General features: G+C 68.9%; 17 protein-coding genes. 5 read left to right on the top strand and 12 right to left on the bottom strand.

Annotated features, from left to right (window positions below):
* The first annotated feature begins 57 nt into the window (after positions 1-57).
* Positions 58-1,599 carry an efflux transporter outer membrane subunit gene (locus tag GQ56_RS0102460; protein ID WP_031397127.1) on the top strand — a complete coding sequence of 514 codons (1,542 nt, stop codon included), beginning with the start codon at positions 58-60 and terminating at the stop codon, positions 1,597-1,599.
* 22 nt (positions 1,600-1,621) lie between these two features.
* Here GQ56_RS0102460 and GQ56_RS0102455 read toward each other — a convergent pair whose 3' ends face one another.
* The 8 genes from GQ56_RS0102455 to gspG are packed head-to-tail and all read right to left on the bottom strand — an operon-like array spanning position 1,622 to position 7,673.
* Positions 1,622-2,410, bottom strand: coding sequence for a type II secretion system protein N (locus GQ56_RS0102455; RefSeq protein ID WP_031397126.1), 789 nt, complete (start codon positions 2,408-2,410; stop codon positions 1,622-1,624).
* Positions 2,411-2,441: 31 nt separating this feature from the next.
* Positions 2,442-2,948: a type II secretion system protein GspM gene (gspM, locus tag GQ56_RS0102450; RefSeq protein ID WP_031397125.1), complete on the bottom strand. Its 507-nt coding sequence runs from the start codon at positions 2,946-2,948 to the stop codon at positions 2,442-2,444.
* Positions 2,945-4,303, bottom strand: a complete 1,359-nt coding sequence (gene gspL, locus GQ56_RS0102445) for a type II secretion system protein GspL (RefSeq protein ID WP_031397124.1) — start codon at positions 4,301-4,303, stop codon at positions 2,945-2,947. The genes gspM and gspL overlap by 4 nt, the downstream gene beginning before the upstream one ends.
* A 26-nt stretch (positions 4,304-4,329) precedes the next feature.
* Positions 4,330-5,463, bottom strand: a complete 1,134-nt coding sequence (gene gspK / locus GQ56_RS0102440) for a type II secretion system minor pseudopilin GspK (protein WP_031397123.1) — start codon at positions 5,461-5,463, stop codon at positions 4,330-4,332.
* Between the two features lie 2 nt (positions 5,464-5,465).
* Positions 5,466-6,125, bottom strand: a complete 660-nt coding sequence (locus GQ56_RS0102435; RefSeq protein WP_031397122.1) for a PulJ/GspJ family protein — start codon at positions 6,123-6,125, stop codon at positions 5,466-5,468.
* Positions 6,126-6,132: 7 nt separating this feature from the next.
* A complete protein-coding gene (gene gspI, locus GQ56_RS0102430) occupies positions 6,133-6,609 on the bottom strand; it encodes a type II secretion system minor pseudopilin GspI (RefSeq protein WP_407638573.1) in 477 nt (158 codons plus the stop codon).
* Positions 6,610-6,611: 2 nt separating this feature from the next.
* Positions 6,612-7,181 carry a GspH/FimT family pseudopilin gene (locus GQ56_RS0102425; protein WP_031397120.1) on the bottom strand — a complete coding sequence of 190 codons (570 nt, stop codon included), beginning with the start codon at positions 7,179-7,181 and terminating at the stop codon, positions 6,612-6,614.
* Positions 7,182-7,220: 39 nt separating this feature from the next.
* Positions 7,221-7,673, bottom strand: a complete 453-nt coding sequence (gene gspG / locus GQ56_RS0102420; RefSeq protein ID WP_031397119.1) for a type II secretion system major pseudopilin GspG — start codon at positions 7,671-7,673, stop codon at positions 7,221-7,223.
* Positions 7,674-7,850: 177 nt separating this feature from the next.
* On the opposite strand from gspG, the gene GQ56_RS0102415 reads away from it, so the two are divergent.
* A complete protein-coding gene (locus GQ56_RS0102415) occupies positions 7,851-8,261 on the top strand; it encodes a type II secretion system protein N (protein ID WP_031397118.1) in 411 nt (136 codons plus the stop codon).
* Between the two features lie 29 nt (positions 8,262-8,290).
* On the opposite strand, the gene gspF is transcribed toward GQ56_RS0102415, so the two are convergent.
* Genes gspF through gspD form a run of 3 tightly spaced genes read right to left on the bottom strand, consistent with a single transcriptional unit; the run spans position 8,291 to position 13,327 of the window.
* Positions 8,291-9,508, bottom strand: a complete 1,218-nt coding sequence (gene gspF, locus GQ56_RS0102410) for a type II secretion system inner membrane protein GspF (RefSeq protein WP_031397117.1) — start codon at positions 9,506-9,508, stop codon at positions 8,291-8,293.
* A 4-nt stretch (positions 9,509-9,512) separates the two neighbouring features.
* The gene (gene gspE, locus GQ56_RS0102405; RefSeq protein WP_407638572.1) at positions 9,513-11,003 is read right to left on the bottom strand and encodes a type II secretion system ATPase GspE; all 1,491 of its coding nucleotides are present in this window, start codon (positions 11,001-11,003) and stop codon (positions 9,513-9,515) included.
* Positions 11,004-11,008: 5 nt separating this feature from the next.
* The gene (gene gspD / locus GQ56_RS0102400) at positions 11,009-13,327 is read right to left on the bottom strand and encodes a type II secretion system secretin GspD (RefSeq protein WP_031397115.1); all 2,319 of its coding nucleotides are present in this window, start codon (positions 13,325-13,327) and stop codon (positions 11,009-11,011) included.
* 367 nt (positions 13,328-13,694) lie between these two features.
* Between gspD and GQ56_RS0102395 the strand changes: the two genes are divergently transcribed.
* Positions 13,695-14,144, top strand: coding sequence for a lytic transglycosylase domain-containing protein (locus GQ56_RS0102395; RefSeq protein ID WP_031397114.1), 450 nt, complete (start codon positions 13,695-13,697; stop codon positions 14,142-14,144).
* Between the two features lie 155 nt (positions 14,145-14,299).
* Complete coding sequence (locus tag GQ56_RS0102390) at positions 14,300-15,616, top strand: GTP-binding protein (RefSeq protein WP_031397113.1); 1,317 nt, start codon at positions 14,300-14,302, stop codon at positions 15,614-15,616.
* Between the two features lie 118 nt (positions 15,617-15,734).
* On the opposite strand, the gene GQ56_RS0102385 is transcribed toward GQ56_RS0102390, so the two are convergent.
* Complete coding sequence (locus GQ56_RS0102385; RefSeq protein ID WP_006401505.1) at positions 15,735-16,013, bottom strand: HU family DNA-binding protein; 279 nt, start codon at positions 16,011-16,013, stop codon at positions 15,735-15,737.
* Positions 16,014-16,401: 388 nt separating this feature from the next.
* Between GQ56_RS0102385 and mnmC the strand changes: the two genes are divergently transcribed.
* Entirely contained in the window at positions 16,402-18,372 is a 1,971-nt protein-coding gene (gene mnmC, locus GQ56_RS0102380; protein WP_031397112.1) for a bifunctional tRNA (5-methylaminomethyl-2-thiouridine)(34)-methyltransferase MnmD/FAD-dependent 5-carboxymethylaminomethyl-2-thiouridine(34) oxidoreductase MnmC, read from the top strand.
* Positions 18,373-18,652 lie beyond the last annotated feature (280 nt).

Raw genomic sequence — 18,652 nt, 5'->3', positions numbered from 1 at the left:
ACGACCGCATCGCGCAACGCCGCCCGCCGGCCGTTGCGCCCAGACAGGAAAACCACGATGCCGTACGCCTCCTTCCCGCGCGCCGCGCGCCCGCTGAGCGCCGCCGTTGCCGTCGCGACGGCCGTGCTGCTCGCCGGCTGCGCCGTCGGGCCCGACTATCATCGCCCCGACACGTCGATCCCCGCCGCGTTCAAGGAAGCCCCCGCCGGCTGGAAGGTCGCGCAGCCGGCCGACCGGACCGATCGCGGCGCATGGTGGAACGTCTACGACGATCCGCAGCTCGCGTCGCTGATGGACCAGCTCAACACGTCGAACCAGACCGTCGCGCAATACGCGGCCGCGTACCGCCAGGCGCGCGCGCTCGTCACCGAAGCCCGCGCCGCGTATTTCCCGACCGTCGGCTTCACCGGCTCGGGCACGCGCTCGCGCTCCGCGGTGTCGGCGGCGGCTGCGAGCAGCGGCAGCAACGGCGGCCCGATCGGCACGAACTACAGCCTCGGCCTCGACGCATCGTGGGAGCCGGATCTGTGGGGCAAGGTGAGCCGCACCGTCAGCGCGCAGCGGGCGGGCGAAGCCGCCGCCGCCGCCGATCTCGCGAACGCGCGGCTGTCCGCGCAGGCGACGCTCGCGCAGACGTACTACCAGTTGCGCACCGCCGATCTGCTGCAGAAGCTGCTCGACGACACCGTGAAGTCGTACGAGCAGTCGCTGAAACTCACCGAAAACCAGTATGCGCAAGGCGTCGCGGCCCGCGCGGACGTGATCCAGGCGCAAACCCAGCTGCAGAGCGCGCAGGCGTCGGCGATCGACAACGGCGTCGCGCGCGCGCAGTACGAGCATGCGATCGCGACGCTGGTCGGCCAGCCGGCTTCGACGTTCTCGCTGCCGCCGGCGCCGCTCACCGCGGTGCCGCCCGTCACGCCGGTGGACGTGCCGTCGACGCTGCTCGAGCGGCGGCCCGACATCGCGGGCGCCGAACGGCGCGCGGCAGCGGCCAACGAACAGATCGGCGTGGCGATCGCGGCGTTCTTCCCGACGCTCACGCTCTCGGCGAGCGGCGGCTTCCAGAGCTCGGTGTGGTCGCAGCTGTTTACGCTGCCGGCCCGCTTCTGGACGGTCGGCCCGCAGCTCGCCGCGACGCTGTTCGATGCGGGCCTGCGCGCCGCGCAGACCGAAGCGGCGCGCGCGACCTACGACCAGGACGTCGCGACGTACCGGCAGACGGTGCTGTCGGCGTTCCAGGACGTCGAGGACAACCTCGCGTCACAGCGCATCCTCGCGCAGGAGGTCGACGTGCAGCGGCAGGCCGTCGACAGCGCCGAGCACGCGCTCGCGATCGTCACGAACCAGTACAAGGCCGGCACGGTCGCGTACCTGAACGTGCTGACCGCGCAGACCACCGCGTTCACCGCGCAGCAGAAGCTCGCGACGATCGCGGGGCAGCGGATGGTGTCGTCGGTCGGGCTCGTGAAGGCGCTCGGCGGCGGCTGGAACGTGTCGGAGATGGCGCGCGAGAACGGCGGCATGGCTGCGCCGGCGCCCGTGCCGGCTGCCGGTGCGGCCACGCCCGCGGCAGCCGCGCCGCTCGCTCAGAAGTAAGTCGGGAAGGGCGGCGCGCGCGTCAGCGCTGCGCGTCGCCGAAGATCAGCGACACCGCGTTGTTGCCGATCGGGTGGCCGAGCAGGTTCAGCAGCCCCGCGAGGTTCGCCTGCTGCTCGGGCGCCGCATGCGCGGTGCCGCGAAACGCGCCCTCGCCGGGGCCGAAGCTGCCGTGCCCGTCGAGGAACAGCGGGCCCTGCGACGTCGTCAGGTCGAGATCGGCGCCGCCGCCCTTCGCCTGCAGCACCGCGCGGTACGAACCGAGCGGCTTCACGCGCGACACGCGCGAACTCATCGAGTCGATCGTCACCGTCAGCTGGCCGAACGCGTTGTTGCCGAACAGCCGCCAGTCGGTCCAGCCGAGCCGCACGTCGCCCTGCAGGTCGAGCGTGTTGAACGGCGTGCCGAGCCCCGCGAGCAGCGACGCGGGCACGGCCATCGTGCCCGCCGACAGCACCGCGCCGCGCCACGTCGCGTCGAGCGTGACGGCATCGGGCATCGCCTCGGTCTGCCGCATGCGCATCTGCACGCGCCCGATCAGCAGCGGCCAGAACCGCGTGGTCCATTCGACCCGGCCCGGCAGCAGCGTCGCCGCGCTCTGGTCGGCGCCCGGCGCCAGCATCAGCGTGCCCGAGCCGTGCCAAAGCGACCCGTCGGGATCGACGAGATTCACGTGCCCGCCGGTCGCGCGCGCGAACTGCGGCGCGATCCACGCGGCCGGCGCGAGCGCGACGAGCGTCACCGCCGTCGCCAGCCCGCCCGCCAGTGCCCACGGCAATGCGGTGGCGAGCCGCTTCGTCCACGGCCTCATCGGCCGACCGCCACTTGCGTCATCCACTGCGTCATTTCTGCGTCGACGGTTGCATCACGGCCGTCAGGTCGACCTGGCCATCGTCCTTCAGCGCGGTCGCATGCGCCTCGCCGACCTGCACCTTGAATTGCCGGCGCGCATCGTCGAGCCACTGCGTCCACGCCGGGAACGACACGTTCTTCATCTGGATCTGCACACCGTTGCCGACGATCTGCACCTGCGCCCCCTGCAGCCCGTGGTCGGACAGCGACGAGGTCAGGGCGTCCTTCAGCGCCAGGCCGGTCGGCGCGACGCCCTGCGCGGCGGCGGCCAGCGACTTCGCCTCGTTCGCCTGCGCGGTCATCTGCGCAAGCTCGAGACGCATCGTCGGCAGCTCGCGCTGGATCCGCGCGCGGCCTTCCTGCGCGGGCGACCACAGCACCGAGTAGGCGATCGCGATCGCCAGCACAGCGCCGCCCCAGCCGAGCAGCATCTTTTCGCGCGGCGAGCGCTCGCCCCAGAACTGGGTCAGCGTCTGGTTCAGTTGTTCCGTCTTCATGAACGGCTCCGGATGGTCCATTTGCCCGTGTTGCTGTCGACTTCGCCGGACAGTCCGTTGCGCGCGAGGCGCTGCGTGAAATCGGGGTCGACCTTGACCTCCGGCTTGAAGCCGACGTCGAGCCGCCGGTCGTGATAGTCGAGCGACGCGATGCCGTTCAGCGGCAGCGCGCCCATCGAACGCGACAGCCCGCTCGACAGCGCGAGGAAATCGTTCGGCGACAGCTCGCCGGCCGCGAGGCGCAACTGGTCGAGTTGGCGCTGCATCTGCGCGGGCGGATCGAGCACCGTGGTCGTCTTCGGGAACGCGGACAGCAGCGTCTCGGTAATCTGCGCGGACAGCGCATCGCGCTCGCGCGACAGCTTCCACCAGTGCAGGTTCATCCCGATCACCGCGACGCCGAGCGTCACCGCGGCGAGGGCGAGCGGCACGCGCAGGCGCTTCACCGTCGCCCGGTCGAAGCGCCACGGCTGCGACTCGAACTCGAACTGGCACAGGTCGAACGTCTCGGTCAGCGCGCGCCGCGCGAACGCGTCGAATGCCAGCGGCGCGGCGCCCGGCAACAGCGGGCCGTCGGCGCGGCCGACCGATGCCAGCCGCGGTTCCGCGCCCGGTTCGCCGAGTTCGTACAGTTCGACGTCGCCGCCGCCCGCGAGCGCGGCCAGCGTGCCGGCCGCGCGTGACGCCGGCGCCGCGAAGCCTTCGCCGAGCGCGCCGCGCGCGACCGCGAGTTCAAGGCGCGGCGCACCGGCCGCGGCCGGTTGCGCGCCGGCCTCGACGAGCACCTGTTCGACCGCCGCCGCGAGCCCGAGCACGGCCGCCACCGTGGTCGGGCGAACCGGCGCTTCCTCGACGGCCTCCGCGGCGACCGCTGCCGCGTCGGCTTCACTGCCGCCCGCCGCGGCAGCCGCACGTGGCGCCGGCAGGCAGCGGGTCGCGGGCACCGCGCTCAGGTGCCGGTGGCCCGCCGCCGTGAACGCTTCGCAGATCGTGCGGAACCACGCGCGATCGACGACGGCCAGCACGCGGCGCCCGTCGGGCAGCGCGTCCGGATCGAGCGCGATGTGGCAGCCGAGCGGATCCTGGATCAGCTGATCCTCGACGATGTTGGGCAGCGCCTGGCGCAGCTTCGGTCCCTTCAGCGGCGGCACGGCCGCGGCCAGCAGCAGCACGTCGCGCGCGGCGACGATCAGCACCGTCGCATTCGCGCGCGGCAGCAGCGCGAGCGCGGCGCGGCCGGCGCGCTGCACATGGCCGGCCTTGTCGACGAGCGTGAACGGCAGCTCGGGCCACTGCCATTCCTGCAACGGCACGGCGGGCTCGCGCGGCGGCAAAGAAACAATCAACGTGCTCACAAGAGCTCCTCTCCCGAATGGCGTCGTTATAGCTGGTCGCGGATGCGTACGACCCGTGTCGAGTGCGTGGTCGGATCACGATACACGAGCGAGGTGCGGTCGACCTCCGCGCGTTCGTGCTGGATCCGGCCATGCACGATGAAATAGCTCGAATTGACGTCGACGAGGTTCGAATCGATCGTCACGTTCGGCGGCGCGCCGGCCCCGCGCAGCGCGAGCTGCACGTCGCCGACGTTACGGAAAAACACGGTTTCGCGGCGCGACACCAGCGCCTGCGCGGACGACACGCTCATCCCCGGCACCAGCGCGGCGATCACTTCGGCCGGCGCGGTGTTCATGTTCACGGGCGTCGTGGTCGGCAGCACGGCGACGAACGGGCGCAGCCGCGCGACCATCTCGGGCGTCACGCCATCGACGTCGAGCAGGCTCTCGACGCCGGTCATCATCAGCGGCGCGGGCCCGCGGTCGCCGTCGGTCATGCCGGGGTCGTCCGTGAAGCCGCCGCCGCCCTGCTGATCGGACGCCACCGGCGCGGTGACGGGCGGCGCCGTGCCGCTGCCGGGCAGCGTCGGCATCTGGAAGCGCGTCGCCGAATGCAGCAGGCCCGCGCGCATCTGCAGCGCGATGCGCTTCGCCAGCGCGCCGTCGTAGCCGAGCGTCGTCAGCAGGCGCTGGAACGCCTGCACCTGCATGACGTTCAGCTGCAGCACGCCGGGCGCCGGCGACGCCACGAGGTTGCGCAGATTGAACTTCGCCTGCGCATCCTCGATCGAGCCGGAGATGTAGGTGTCTTCGCCGCTCGTGTCGTTCGGCGCGCCGATCCGGCCGAGGAAGTCGGACAGCTTCGTCTTCGCGATCGGCACGCCCCAGATGCCGCCGAGATAGGTGATGCCGGGCGCCGTGTCGCCTTCGGAGCGCAGGATCATCCGCGTCCAGTCGAGCGCGCCGCGCGCGATCCACTGCGCCTGCGCGATCACGCGCTGGTTCTCGATGCGGCGGATCTGCACCTGCTGGCGCCACAGCATCCCCGAGACCAGGATCGCCGACAGCGCGACGACGAGCAGCGCGGTGATGATCGCCGCGCCGCGCTGGCGACCGCGCGCCGGCGCGCGCACGGCGGCACGGCGCACAAGCAATGAGCGGTGAGGGCGGGCGCGCATCGTCATTCCCCGACGAGGAAGATGCGCGTGACCGGCACGCGCAGCGACGTCGCGCCGATGCTGACCTGCAGCCCCGTCACCGCGCGCGCCGGCGGTGCATTGCCGAGCTGCGGCACCTTGAGCGCATCGTTGTTCTGCGTGAGCGCGTCGTCGGCCGTCTGCAGGTTGGTGGTCCAGCCCACGCGCGGCACGTACAGCTTCGCGTCGATCGCGCCGACGCCGCGCATCAGCGCGACCCAGCTCCAGCCGTCGACGCTGCTGTCCTTCAGCACGCCGCGCAGTCGGTTCGCGTCGTCGATCGGCGGCGACGCGTAGCGCACGACGCGCCCGTCGGCGATCCGGTAGCGGACCACCTGCAGCCGCGGTGCGGCGCCTGGCACCTCGAGTTCGCGAACGATCTGCAGCGTATTGCCGGCGACGCCGATCGCCGGCTGGCCAGCCTCGTCGTCGGTGGCGGCCAGCCGCGCGTCGATGCGCATCTGGTCGAACATCTGCGCGAAGACGCGCTCGTCCTCCATCGCGGCGGCGACCTTGTCGCGGCCGCGCATGATCTGGTCGAGCCCGCGCCACGCGAGGATCGCGACCACCGCGAGGATCGCGATCGCGATCATCAGCTCGATCAGCGTGAAGCCGCGGGCGGGGCGGGCGGACGCGCGTCGCATCGGCGCGTCAGAGCGGACGGCTGGTTTCATTCGCGACCACCGTCACCATCTGCGCGAGGACGCCGGCATGCCCGGGCATGCTCACCGAGATCCGGACGCGCCGGAACACCGGATTGGGCGTCGTGCTCACGCGTTGCGTGCAGACGAGCTGCACGTTGCCTTGCGAACAGTCGAAGCTCTGCTCGCCGATTTCCGGCCACGCATGGGTGAGCCGCATCTGCGCGAGCGCGTTGTCGGCGCTCCAGCCGGCGAGCAGCCGGTGATGGAGGTCGGCCGAGTTGGTCGCCATCGTGCCGACCGCGCGGATCGACGCGGCAAGCGCGACCGCGATGATCGCAAGCGCGACCAGCACCTCGATCATCGTGAAGCCGCGCGCCCCGATCCGGACGGCCGCGGGCGGGGCGCCGGCGCAAGCGCGCGCGGAATGCACGCCCGGAAACCTGGCGCGCGATGAGGAAACCGGCAGGGGCAGGCGACGACGCATCGTCATTGCACCTCGTAGCGGCCGTTGCCGGTGCCGACGATCGTTGCGTTGCCGACGGCCGAATGCAGCGTCACGCGCACCGGCGTGTCGATGCTCTCAGTGCCGAACACGACGCGGGTCGCACGCGTGTCGGAACCCGGGTAGTCGATCTCGGCGCCCGTTACGCCGCCGTCCCAGTCGCGCGGGCGCAGCAGGTCGTCGCGCAGCGTGCGCCAGCCGTCGGGCGAGCTCACGTCGAAACGGAAGCCGTGCGCGGTCGGCTGCCACGCGATCGGCCGCGCGCGCACCTGCGCTTCGTCGCCGGCGGTCTCGAACAGCAGCGCGACGCGCTGCGCTTCCTCGCGCAGGTCGGTGCGCGGATTGCGCGTCAGCGACAGCGACGCGAGCGACACGAGCAGCCCCGCGATCACGAGCACGACCAGCATCTCGAGCAGCGTGAAGCCACGCACGCGGCCGGGCCGCGCGCCGTGCTTCAGCGGCCCGACGCCGGCGCGCGCCGGCACGGACGAAGCCGCGCCGCGACGCACACGGCAATCGCGGCCGCAGCGGGAGGTCGTGCGAATGGCGAGCATGAAGAGCGGGGAGGACGTGCCGGGCCGGTCAGCGAGGGCTTATTGCCACGAGCCGATGTCGGCATCGTTGCCTTCGCCGCCCTCCTTGCCGTCGGCGCCGTAGCTGAACACGTCGATTTCGCCGTGCACGCCCGGGTTCAGGTACTTGTACGTGTTGCCCCACGGATCGTTCGGCAGGCGTTCGAGATAGCCGCCGTCCTTCCAGTTGTTCGGGATCGGATCGGTGGACGGCTTCTGGATCAGCGCGTTCAGGCCCTGCTCCTGGGTCGGATAGCGGCCGTTGTCGAGACGGTACAGCTTGAGCGCCTGCATGATCGTGCCGATGTCCTGCTTCGCGGCGATGCGGCGCGCCTCGTCCGGGCGGCTCATGATCTTCGGCACGATCAGCGCCGCCAGGATCCCGAGGATCGCGACCACCACCATGATCTCGATCAGCGTGAAACCGCGCTGACGACGCACGGCCGCGTTGCGGCGAGTGATCCACGTTTGCATGACTGACTACCTCTTTCCAAAAAATGTCGTTGGTTGAGTGACACGCCCGGCGCGCCGGAACGGTTTGCCTGACGGCAAGCTTCCGGACCCGCGGGCGCGGAGCACGCATTGTAAGGCGCGCTTTGCCGAGGGCTTTCACCCAACGCAAATTTCACATACATCCGTACAATAGCGCGCATGAACGCGCTCTCGATCCGGATCCTCTCCCTAGCCCTCTTCGCGGGTTTGTGCGCGACGGCCACCTATTGGGTCGTCACGCTGTCGGCCCGCGAAGCGCCGCTGCCCGCCGCCGCCGCGCGGCTGCCGATCCGCACCGAAGACGCCGCGGCGCTCTTCGGCGGTCAGCTCGACAAGAATCCCGTGCAGGACATCCACCTGTTCGGGATTCTCGCGCTCGACCGCGGCGCCGCCGCGATCATCGGCATCGGCGGCGAACCGCCGCGCGCCGTGTCGCTCGGCGCGGAGGTCGCGCCCGGCGCGAAGCTCGCCGAAGTCCGCCCCCGCTCGATCGTCGTCGACCGCAACGGCGCCCGCGCCGAAATCCAGCTGCCGGCGAACACGCCGTCTCCGGCGATCTACATGCGCTGAACGGTCACGGCCCGCCGATCGTCGGGCCGTTACTGCACCATGTTGTTCAGCTCGATGATCGGCAGCATCACGGCCAGCACGATCACGAGCACGATGCCGCCCATCGCCAGGATGAGCAGCGGCTCCAGCAGGCTCGTCAGGAACATCGTGCGCCGCTCGAGCTCGCGCGCCTCACCTTCCGCCGCACGGTCCAGCATCGTCGTCACGTCGCCCGTCGCCTCGCCCGAACGGATCAGGTGCACGAGCACCGGCGGAAACGTCTTCACGTTGTTCAGCGCGCGCGACAGCGCGGAGCCTTCGCGCACGCGCACGATCGCATCGTCGATGTTCGCGCGCATCGCGCGGTTCGACAGCGTTTCGCCGGCCGCCTGCAGCGCGCGCAGGATCGGCACGCCGGCCGCGGTGAGGATGCCGAGCGTGCTCGCGAAACGCACCGTGTTGTAGCCGCGCACGAGCTTGCCCGCGAGCGGCGCGGTCAGCACCCAGCGGTCGAACGCGAGCCTGGGCCCGTCGCGCGACAGCGTCGCCTTCACGAACCACACGACGAGCACGGTCGCGATCAGGATCGCCCACCACCAGTGCCGCACGAAATCCGACAGCGCCATCATCACGATCGTCAGCACCGGCAGTTGCTGCTTCGTGCTCGCAAACACGTTGACGACCTGCGGCACGACGTAGCTCAGCAGGAACGTGACGATGCCGAACGCGATCAGCGTGACGATCCCGGGATACGTGAACGCGAGCAGGATCTTCTGCTTCAGCGCGTTGCTCTGCTCGATGTAGTCGGCGAGGCGCGACAGCACGATGCCGAGCTTGCCGGTGTGCTCGCCCGCCGCGACGAGCGCGCGGTAGATCTCCGGGAAATCGCGCGGATGCTGGCCCAGCGCATTCGCGAGCGAATGGCCGCCGAGCACCTCGGCGCGGATCGCGGCCATCAGCTCGCGGATGTAGTCGCGCTCGGCTTGCTCGGTCAGCACGCCGAGCGCCTCGTCGAGCGGCAGCCCCGCGATCAGCAGGCTGGCGAGCTGGCGCGTGAGGATCGCCTGTTCGCGCTGCGACAGCTTGCGGCCGAACGCGAGCCGCTGCGACCGGGCGCCGCGCGTCGCGCTGGCGGCCGGCTCGACGACGAGCGGCGTGAGGCCTTGCGTGCGCAGCTGCCCGCGCGCGGCGCGCGCGCTGTCGGCATCGATGACGCCTTTCTGCGCGCGTCCCGCCGAATCGATTGCTTCGAAACGGAATGCCGGCATCGCGCTATGCGCCTCCCGTCACGCGCAGCACTTCCTCGAGCGACGTCGCGCCGGACGCGAGCCAGCGCTCGGCGTCGTCGCGCAGCGTGCGCATCCCCGCCGCGCGGCCTGCCGCCAGGATTTCCGCGTCGGCCGCATTGCGATGGATCAGCGTGCGGATCGACTCGTCGACCAGCAGCAGTTCGTATACGCCGCGCCGGCCCGCATAGCCCGAATGCCCGCACTTGTCGCAGCCCACCGGATGCCACACGGTATGGCCTTCTTCGTGGCGCTCTTCCTTGCAGACGGGGCAGAGCTGGCGCACGAGGCGCTGCGCGAGCACGCCGAGCAGCGACGACGCGAGCAGGTAGGGCTCGACGCCCATGTCGGTCAGGCGCGTGACGGCCGAGGCCGCATCGTTCGTGTGCAGCGTCGCAAGCACGAGGTGGCCCGTCAGCGACGCCTGCACCGCGATCTGCGCGGTTTCGAGGTCGCGGATTTCGCCGATCATGATCACGTCCGGATCCTGGCGCAGGATCGAGCGCAGCGCCCGGGCGAAGGTCATCCCGATCCGCTCGTTCACTTGCGTCTGGCCGATGCCGCCGAGATCGTATTCGATCGGATCCTCGACGGTCATGATGTTGGTCGTCGCGGTTTCGAGCCGCGACATCGACGCATACAGCGTCGTCGTCTTGCCCGAGCCCGTCGGGCCCGTGACGAGCACGATGCCGTGCGGGCGCGCGATCAGCTTGTCGAACTGCACGAGCGTGTCGCGTCCCATCCCGAGCGCTTCGAGGTTCAGGCGCTGCGCGTCCTTCTCGAGCAGACGCAGCACCGCGCGCTCGCCGTGCCCGGTCGGCAGCGTCGACACCCGCACGTCGACCGGCCGGCCGCCGACGCGCAGCGTGATGCGGCCGTCCTGCGGCAGGCGTTTCTCCGCGATGTCGAGCTGCGCCATGATCTTGATCCGCGAGATCAGCGCGCCGTGCAGCGCCTTCTTCGGCCGCACGACGTCGCGCAGCGTGCCGTCGACGCGAAAGCGCACGACCGACGCATTCTCGAACGGCTCGATGTGGATATCCGACGCCTGTTCGCGCGCCGCTTGCGTGAGCAGCGCGTTGATCATCCGGATGATCGGCGCGTCGTCTTCCGATTCGAGCAGATCCTCTACTTCGGGGATGTCCTGCATCAGCCGCGACAGGTCGACTTCGCCTTCGACCTCGCCGACCACCTGCGCGGCGCTGCCGTCCTGGCGGGCGTACGCATGGTTGATCGCCTGCGCGAGCTCGTCGGCCGGCACGCGATGCACGGAGATCGAGCCGAAGTTGCGGGCGATCTCCGCCAGCGCGGCATCGCTCGTGCGCTCGCTGATCCACACCTCGAGCGTATCGTCGAGCTGGTGCGCGATCAGCACCTGGCCGCTCTTCGCGAAGCCGTACGGCAACAGGCGCGCGGCGAGCGGCGACGGCGGCTGCCGTTCGCCCGGTGCGCCGTCGTGGGCGGAAGAGGCGAGCACGTCGCTCACTGCGACGCTCCCGGCGCGCTCGTCAGCGGCTGTTGCGGCACCGACTGCAGCGGCACGCTCTGCGGCTGCGCCGGCGCAGGCGCCGGAGCGGCCGGCGGCGTGGCCTGACGCTGCATCTGCTGGCGGCGCATCTTGTCGAGATCGAACAGGTTGCCGGCCGGCGTACCGCCCTGGCTCGGGCCCAGCGGCATCGGCGGGACGACCGGATCGTCCTTGTCGCGGATCACGTTGTTGTCCGACTTGTACGCGCCCGTGACGCCCTGGATGTAGTCGTAGCGGTTCGCGGTGACTTCCTGCGCGGTGCCGCGGTCGGTGATGATCACCGGGCGCAGGAACACCATCAGGTTGGTTTTCTGGCGCTGCTTCGATTCCGAGCGGAACAGCTGGCCGATCCACGGAATGTCGCCGAGCAGCGGCACCTTGCTGTTCGACACCTGGTAGTTGTCCTGCATCAGGCCGCCAAGCACGATGATCTCGCCGTTGTCCGCGAGGATCGTCGACTGGATCGAGCGCTTGGTGAAGGTCGGGCCGGTCTGCGCGCTCGTCGTGCTTGCGACGACCGCCGAATCCTCGGTATAGAGCTGCAGCTTCAGGATCCCGCCGTCGGTGATCTGCGGCTTCACGTGCAGCGTCAGGCCGACGTCGCGGCGGTCGTAGGTGTTGAACGCGTTGTTCGTGGTGCCGCTCGTCAGGTTCGAGTACGAGCCGGTCGCGATCGGCACGTTCTGGCCGACGACGATCTTCGCTTCCTCGTTGTCGAGCGTGATCAGGTTCGGCGTCGACAGCACGTTCGCGTCGGTCACGCCCGAGAAGTACTGCAGCAACGCGCCGAGCCCCTGCACGCCGAACATGTTGTGCAGCCAGCCGATGTTGAGGCCCTGGTTCAGGTTCGCGATATTGCTGGCCAGCCCGACAGTGGTGGCCGTGCCGCCCGTCGTCAGGTTGATGATGCTGTTGCCCGCCACGGAGCCGGCCGTGGCCGCCAGGTTCGTGCCGCCGAGGAACTGGCCGCTCGCCACCTGCCACTGGATGCCGAGGTTGCCCTGGGTCGTCGAGTTCAGCTCGACGATCAGCGCCTCGATATAGACCTGCGCGCGCCGCGCGTCGAGCTGGTCGATCACCGAGCGCAGGTTCCGGTAAACCGGATCGGACGCGGTGACGATCAGCGAGTTGGTCGCCGCATCGGCCTGGATCATTCCGCCGGGCTGGTTGTCGTCGCCCTTGTCCTTGTCGCCGCCGAGCAGGCCGGCGGTGCCGAGCCCGCCACTGCCGGACGTGCCGCCGTAGGAGGACGAGGACGACGAGCCGCCCAGGCCGCCCGACGGCAGCGGCGGGGTGCCGGACGTGCCGGTCGAGAAGTTGCTGCCCGACGACGAGCCGCCGTTCTGGTTGAAGCTGTTCGCGTCGTTGGACGACGCCGACGAGCCGCTGTCGTTGCCGCCCTTGCCGAGCATCCCGCGCAGCGTCTTCGCGAGCTTCACCGCGTCGGCGTTGCGCAGCGTGATGACGTGCATGTTGCCCGGCACCGCGCTCGGCGCGTCGAGCTGCTGCACGAGCCGCTTGGCGGCCGCGAGGCGCGACGCGCTCGACGCGCGCAGCAGCAGCGCGTTGGTCCGCGGGTCGGCCGTGACCGACACCTTCAGCGTCGCGTCGCTGTTGCCGATCGCGCCCGGGTCGAGCATTTTCTGCAGCTGGGCGGCGAGGTCGATCGCGTTCGCGTTGCGCAGCGGAATGACCTGCACCTGCGCGCCCGCGGCGCTGTCGACGCCCGCGATGATCTGCGCGATGCGGCGCACGTTGTCCGCATAGTCGGTCACGACGATCGTGTTGTTCGCCGGATAGGCCGTCACGGTGTTGTTCGGCGAGATCAGCGGCCGCAGCACGGGCAGCAGGTTGTTCGCCGATTCGTTATGCAGTTCGAACACCTGCGTGATCACCTGGTCGCCGCGCGCCTGCGGCGTATTGCCGACGTAGGTCGGCACGCCCTGCAGCTTCGCGTCGGCCTCGGGCACGACCTTCAGCACGCCGTGATCCTGCACGAGCGCAAAGCCCTGCATGCGCAGCGCCGACTGCAGCGTCTTCAGCGCCTGGTCTTCCGGCACCGGCCGTTCGGCCACGAGATTGAGCTGCCCCTTCACGCGAGGGTCGACGATGATGGTCTTGCCGGTTGCGGCGCCGATCGCCTTGGCGACCTGGTCGATATCCGCATTCACGAAGTTGAGCGTGACCTGAGCGTAGGCGGCCTGCGAGGCGATGAGGCCGGCAACGATCAGGGTCGTGGCGACACGCCGCATAACGAAGCGATTTCTTGTCATGGATGAATGGGTCGATGCCGGCTCAGGCCACTTCCGGCGGTAGTGCTGGGATCCAAGTCCGAAAGAGGCGACATTAGCAGTTTTTCATGTCCGAAATATCACATTGATCCGAGGACTGTCTCATATACGACATGTACCCGGTAAACCGTATGCAATCTGTAATATTCGGCACGGCACCCGGTGTGCGTTCATCGTCCCCGTTTCACGATGAACCGACACGGAAATGCGGTATAACCCGGCTGCCGTATTCCTGCCTGTCGCAAGCTGACGGACTGCCGGTATGATACGGGCGGCGCGTTTCTCGTCGCACGAATAACTGCCACGGGTTTTCCCGACCCTCGTGCAATTTCCTATCGATTTCGCACCAATGAACAGACGGTTCGCCTCGATCGCGTTGATTGCCGCCGGCGCCAGTTTCGCCAGCGCGAATGCTCGCGCCGACTGTTTCGACGAGGCCGCCAAATATCAGCAGGTCAATCCGCTGATCCTGCGTGCGATCGCGTGGCAGGAATCGCATAACCGGCCCGACGCGCTGAACAAGAACACGAACGGCTCGGTCGACTACGGGCTGATGCAGATCAATTCGATCCACCTGCCGACGCTGTCGCGCTACGGGATCGGCCGCGACACGCTGATGGAGCCGTGCAAGAACGTCTACATCGCCGCGTGGCATCTCAAGCAGAAGATGAACCGCTACGGCAACACGTGGCAAGCCGTCGGCGCCTATCATTCGGAAACGCCGTCGCTGCGCGACAAGTACGCGCGGCAGATCGCCGGCATCCTGACACAGTGGAAACTGCTGCCGCCCGCGCAATGATGCCGTGCCGCAGCCCGGCCTGATGCCATCCCGGCCGGCGCGCGGCGTTTGATGCACAATGCGGGCTTACGCCGCAATTTCGGCGTCCGCGGGCCGATCGTGCCCTGAAGGGCGCCGCGGCCGCTTTTTCAATTTTTCCGTTGGTGCAAATCGTTATGAATCCGGCAATGAAACAGCCGTTGCCCGTCACCGTGCTGTCCGGCTTTCTCGGCGCCGGCAAGACCACGCTGCTCAACCATGTCCTCGCGAACCGCGCGGGCCTGAAGGTCGCGGTGATCGTCAACGATCTCGCGGCAGTCAACATCGACGCGTCGCTCGTGCGCGACGCGCAGGCGCTGTCGCACGTCGAGGAACGCCTCGTCGAAATGTCGAACGGCTGCATCTGCTGCACGCTGCGCGACGACCTGCTGGTCGAGATTCGCACGCTCGCGGCCGAAGGCCGCTTCGACGCGATCATGATCGAATCGACCGGGATCGCGGAGCCGATGCCGATCGCCGAAACCTTCACGTTCGTCGACGACGACGGCACGTCGCTGTCGAGCATCGCGCGACTCGACACGCTCGTCACCGTGGTCGACGCGTACAACTTCCTGCGCGACTACGGCTCGGACGACGCGCTCGCGACGCGCGGTCTCGCTGCATCGGAAGAGGACGACCGCACGCTCGTCGAGCTGCTGATCGAGCAGATCGAGTTCTGCGACGTGCTGGTGATCAACAAGGCCGACCTCGTGAGCGCCGACGACCTCGCGCGCCTGCGGCACATCCTCGCGCGCCTCAATCCGCGCGCGCACCAGGTCGTGTCGACGTTCGGCGAAGTGCCGCTCGGCGAAGTGCTGAACACCGGCCGTTTCGATTTCGACGAGGCCGCGAATGCGCCGGGCTGGCTCGCGTCGCTCGATCACGATCACACGCATTGCGACGACCCCGACTGCCACGGCGAACATCATGCGCACGTGCACGGCGAAGCCGACGAATTCGGCATCGGCAATTTCGTCTACCGCGCGCGCCGGCCGTTTCACCCGGCACGACTCTGGGCGCTGCTGCACCAGGAGTGGCCGGGCGTGCTGCGCAGCAAGGGCTTTTTCTGGCTCGCGACGCGCAACGACATCGCGGGCTCGCTGTCGCAGGCGGGCGGCGTATGCCGGCATGGCCCGGCGGGTCTCTGGTGGGCCGCGCAGGATCGCGCGGAATGGCCGGACGACGACGAGCTGCTCGCCGAAATTCGCACGGAATGGCAGGGCGATATCGACGATCGCACGGTCGGCGATCGCCGGCAGGAACTCGTGCTGATCGGCATCGCGCTCGACGCCGACGCGTGGCGCGCGAAACTCGACGCCTGCCTGCTGACCGATGCGGAATTCGCACTCGGCGCGGCGCAATGGCAAGCGTTCGACGATCCGTTCCCGGCGTGGGATGTCGATTCGCACGACGACGACGACGATCAGGGCGACACGCAGATCGTGCATGTGTAACGCGTTGTAAAACCAAGCGTTAAATCTTGCAAGAGAGGCTCGGACTGTGGCGAAAATGCCGCGCGCGCCCAACAAAAAACCCGCCGAAAGGCGGGTTTTTCTTGGAACAGGCGCTGGATTAACGCTTGTTGACGGCGTCCTTGAACGCCTTGCCAGCCGTGAACTTCACCGTCTTGGCAGCCGGGATCTTGATGGTTTCGCCGGTCTTCGGGTTGCGGCCCGTACGTGCTGCGCGCTTGCCCGAACCGAAGCTGCCGAAGCCGATCAGCTGAACCGCATCACCCTTCGACACGGCCTTCTTGATCACTTCGAGCAGCGTGTCCAGCGTTTCGCCGGTTTGAGCCTTGCTGGCGCCCGTTTGGGCGGCGACGGCGTCGATCAGTTCCTGTTTGTTCATTAAGGTTCCTTTATCAGGTTAGGTTGACACGAACAGCGCGAACGCGCCGATTATACGTGCGCGAACCGTGCCGTCGAGAGTCAGACTCCGACGACACAGCGCCGAATCCTGGCCCGCGCGACGCGCCCTCCGGTTTGCCGGCGGCCACCCCGCGGTACGGCGTTGCTATGATAGCGCAGCGCAAACCCAATAACGACAAGGGTTTCAAAGATTTTCATCGGTATTTCGCCGAATGAATCACTGATTGCCCGTTTTTTGACCAGCGCCAACCGGACAGGACGCGCAGCGCGGTCCGCCCATGCGCCGCCTCGTTGGCCTTTTCCAGCGACCGGACGGACGGCCCCGCGCAATCCCTTGCCAGGCTTGGCTGCCACGTTTTTTGTTTCGCATGCCAGACAGACTCGTTCCCGCCACGCTTGCATTCCGCGACGACGGCACCCTCATGTCGCCCGAGTACGGCGACATCTATCACAACGTCGCGGGCGCGCTCGCGCAGGCGAACCACGTGTCCGTCGCGGGCAACCGGCTGCCGGCGCGCTGGCAGGGCCGCCGCACGTTCACGATCGTCGAGACGGGGTTCGGCGCGGGCGCCAACTTCCTCGCGACCTGGGCCGCCTGGCGCGAGGATCCCGCGCGCTGCGAGCGACTGCATTTCGTGTCGGTCGAGAAGCATCCGTTCTCGCGCGACGACCTGCGCCGGGCCCTTTCCCATATCGTTGCGAACACAACCATCTCGGCCGAAGCCGCGATGCTTGCCGATGCGTGGCCGACGCTCGTGCCCGGTTTGCACCGGCTCGAATTCGAGGCCGGGCGAGTCGTGCTCACGCTCGCGTTCGGCGATGCGTTGACGATGCTGCCGAAACTCGTCGCAAGCGCCGATGCGTTCTATCTCGACGGTTTCGCGCCGGCGAAGAACCCGGACATCTGGTCGGCCGACGTGTTCCGCGCACTCGGACGCATCGCAGCCGAAGGCGCAACCTTCGCGACGTATTCGAGTTCGGGCGTCGTGAAACAGGCACTCACGGACGCGGGGTTCACGTATCGCAAGGTCGACGGGTTTGCCGGCAAGTTCGCGATGCTCGTCGGCGAATATGCGCCGCGCTGGCGCGCACGCCGGCACGAACCTCCGCGCGCGCTGCCCGTCGCGTCACGCCATGCGATCGTGATCGGCGCGGGCCTCGCCGGCTGCGCGGTCGTCGAACGGCTGGCCGCGCGCGGCTGGGACGTCACGCTGATCGAACGACACGCGCGGATCGCAAGCGATGCGTCGGGCAATCCGGCCGGCGTATTCCATCCGCTGATGACGCGCGACGACAACGTCGCGAGCCGGCTCACGCGCAGCGGCTTCCTGCACGCGCTCGCACGCTGGCGCGCACTCGAACGCGCAGGTCACGCATTCGCGCGCAGCACGCACGGGATGATCCATCTCGCCGAATCGGCCGACGACTTCGCACGGATGCGCGACGCATTCGATGCGTTCGGCGCGCCGGCCGACTATGCGTCGCTGCTCGACACGGATGCCGCCCGTGCGCACCTGAACCTGCCGGTCGCGCATGGCGGCCTGCTGTTTCCGGACGGCGGCGCAATCTGGCCCGCCGGACTCTGCGCGGCGCAGTGCGCGGCGGCCGGCGAGCGCGTGCGCTTGCTCGCGTCCACCGGCGTCGCGCGGCTCGAGCGGCGGGGCGACGCATGGCATGCGCTCGACGAAGCGGGCGGCACGCTGGCCGAAGCGCCCGTCGTCGTGCTGGCGAATGCCGGAGATGCGGCGCGTCTCGCGGGGCTGCGGCACGTCGCGCTGCAACCGGTGCGCGGCCAGCTCACGCTGCTGCCGCCGGGCAGCACGAAGCCGCTCGCGTGTCCGACGATCGGCGACGGCTATGCGGTGCCGCTCGACGACGGCACGCTGCTGATCGGCGCGACGTTCGAACCGGACGACGTCGATCCCGCGATGCGGGCGGCCGGCCACGCCGAAAACCTCGACCGCGTGCGACATCTGCTGCCCGGCCTGATCGGCGACGTACCGGATCTCGACACACTGCGCGGCCGCGTGGCGTTCCGCTGGGTCGTCGGCGATCGGCTGCCGCTGATCGGCCGGCTCGCGGACGAAACGCAGGCCATCGCGAATGCGCGTGCGCTGAGCGGTGCGCAGGCGCGCGACCTGCCGCGCACGCCCGGCCTTTACGGCGCATTCGGGTTCGGCTCGCGCGGCCTCGTGTGGGCCGCGCTCGGCGCCGAGCTGATCGCTTCGCAGCTCGAAGGCGAACCCTGGCCGCTCGAGCGCGAACTCGCCGAAGCCGTCGATCCGGCGCGCTTCCTGATCCGCGCACTGCGTGCACGCCGCGTCGGCCCGACCGATTGACCCCCCGCCATTCTCCTCACAGCTTCCTGATTTCTGTGCGCCAGGTTATCCACGCGATGCTGTGGATAACCGCACGAAATCCGCGCGCACTTCGTGTGTAATCACAGTGGACGTAAACTGGGCAACTCCGCACAGCTGTGAGACACCCCAAAAGTTACTCATCTCAAACTTCTGTGCACGAACAGCCTGTGCAACGGGTTATGGGTTCTCCAACACCTTGATCCGTCAGCGTAAACCGAAGTTATCCACAGAACTGTGCGCCCTTTGTTAACTTCTACTA

It is taken from the genome of Burkholderia paludis (assembly GCF_000732615.1).
GTDB lineage: Bacteria > Pseudomonadota > Gammaproteobacteria > Burkholderiales > Burkholderiaceae > Burkholderia > Burkholderia paludis.
The sequence above is the reverse complement of the archived record's forward strand: the minus strand, read 5'-3'. Positions and strand labels throughout refer to the sequence as shown.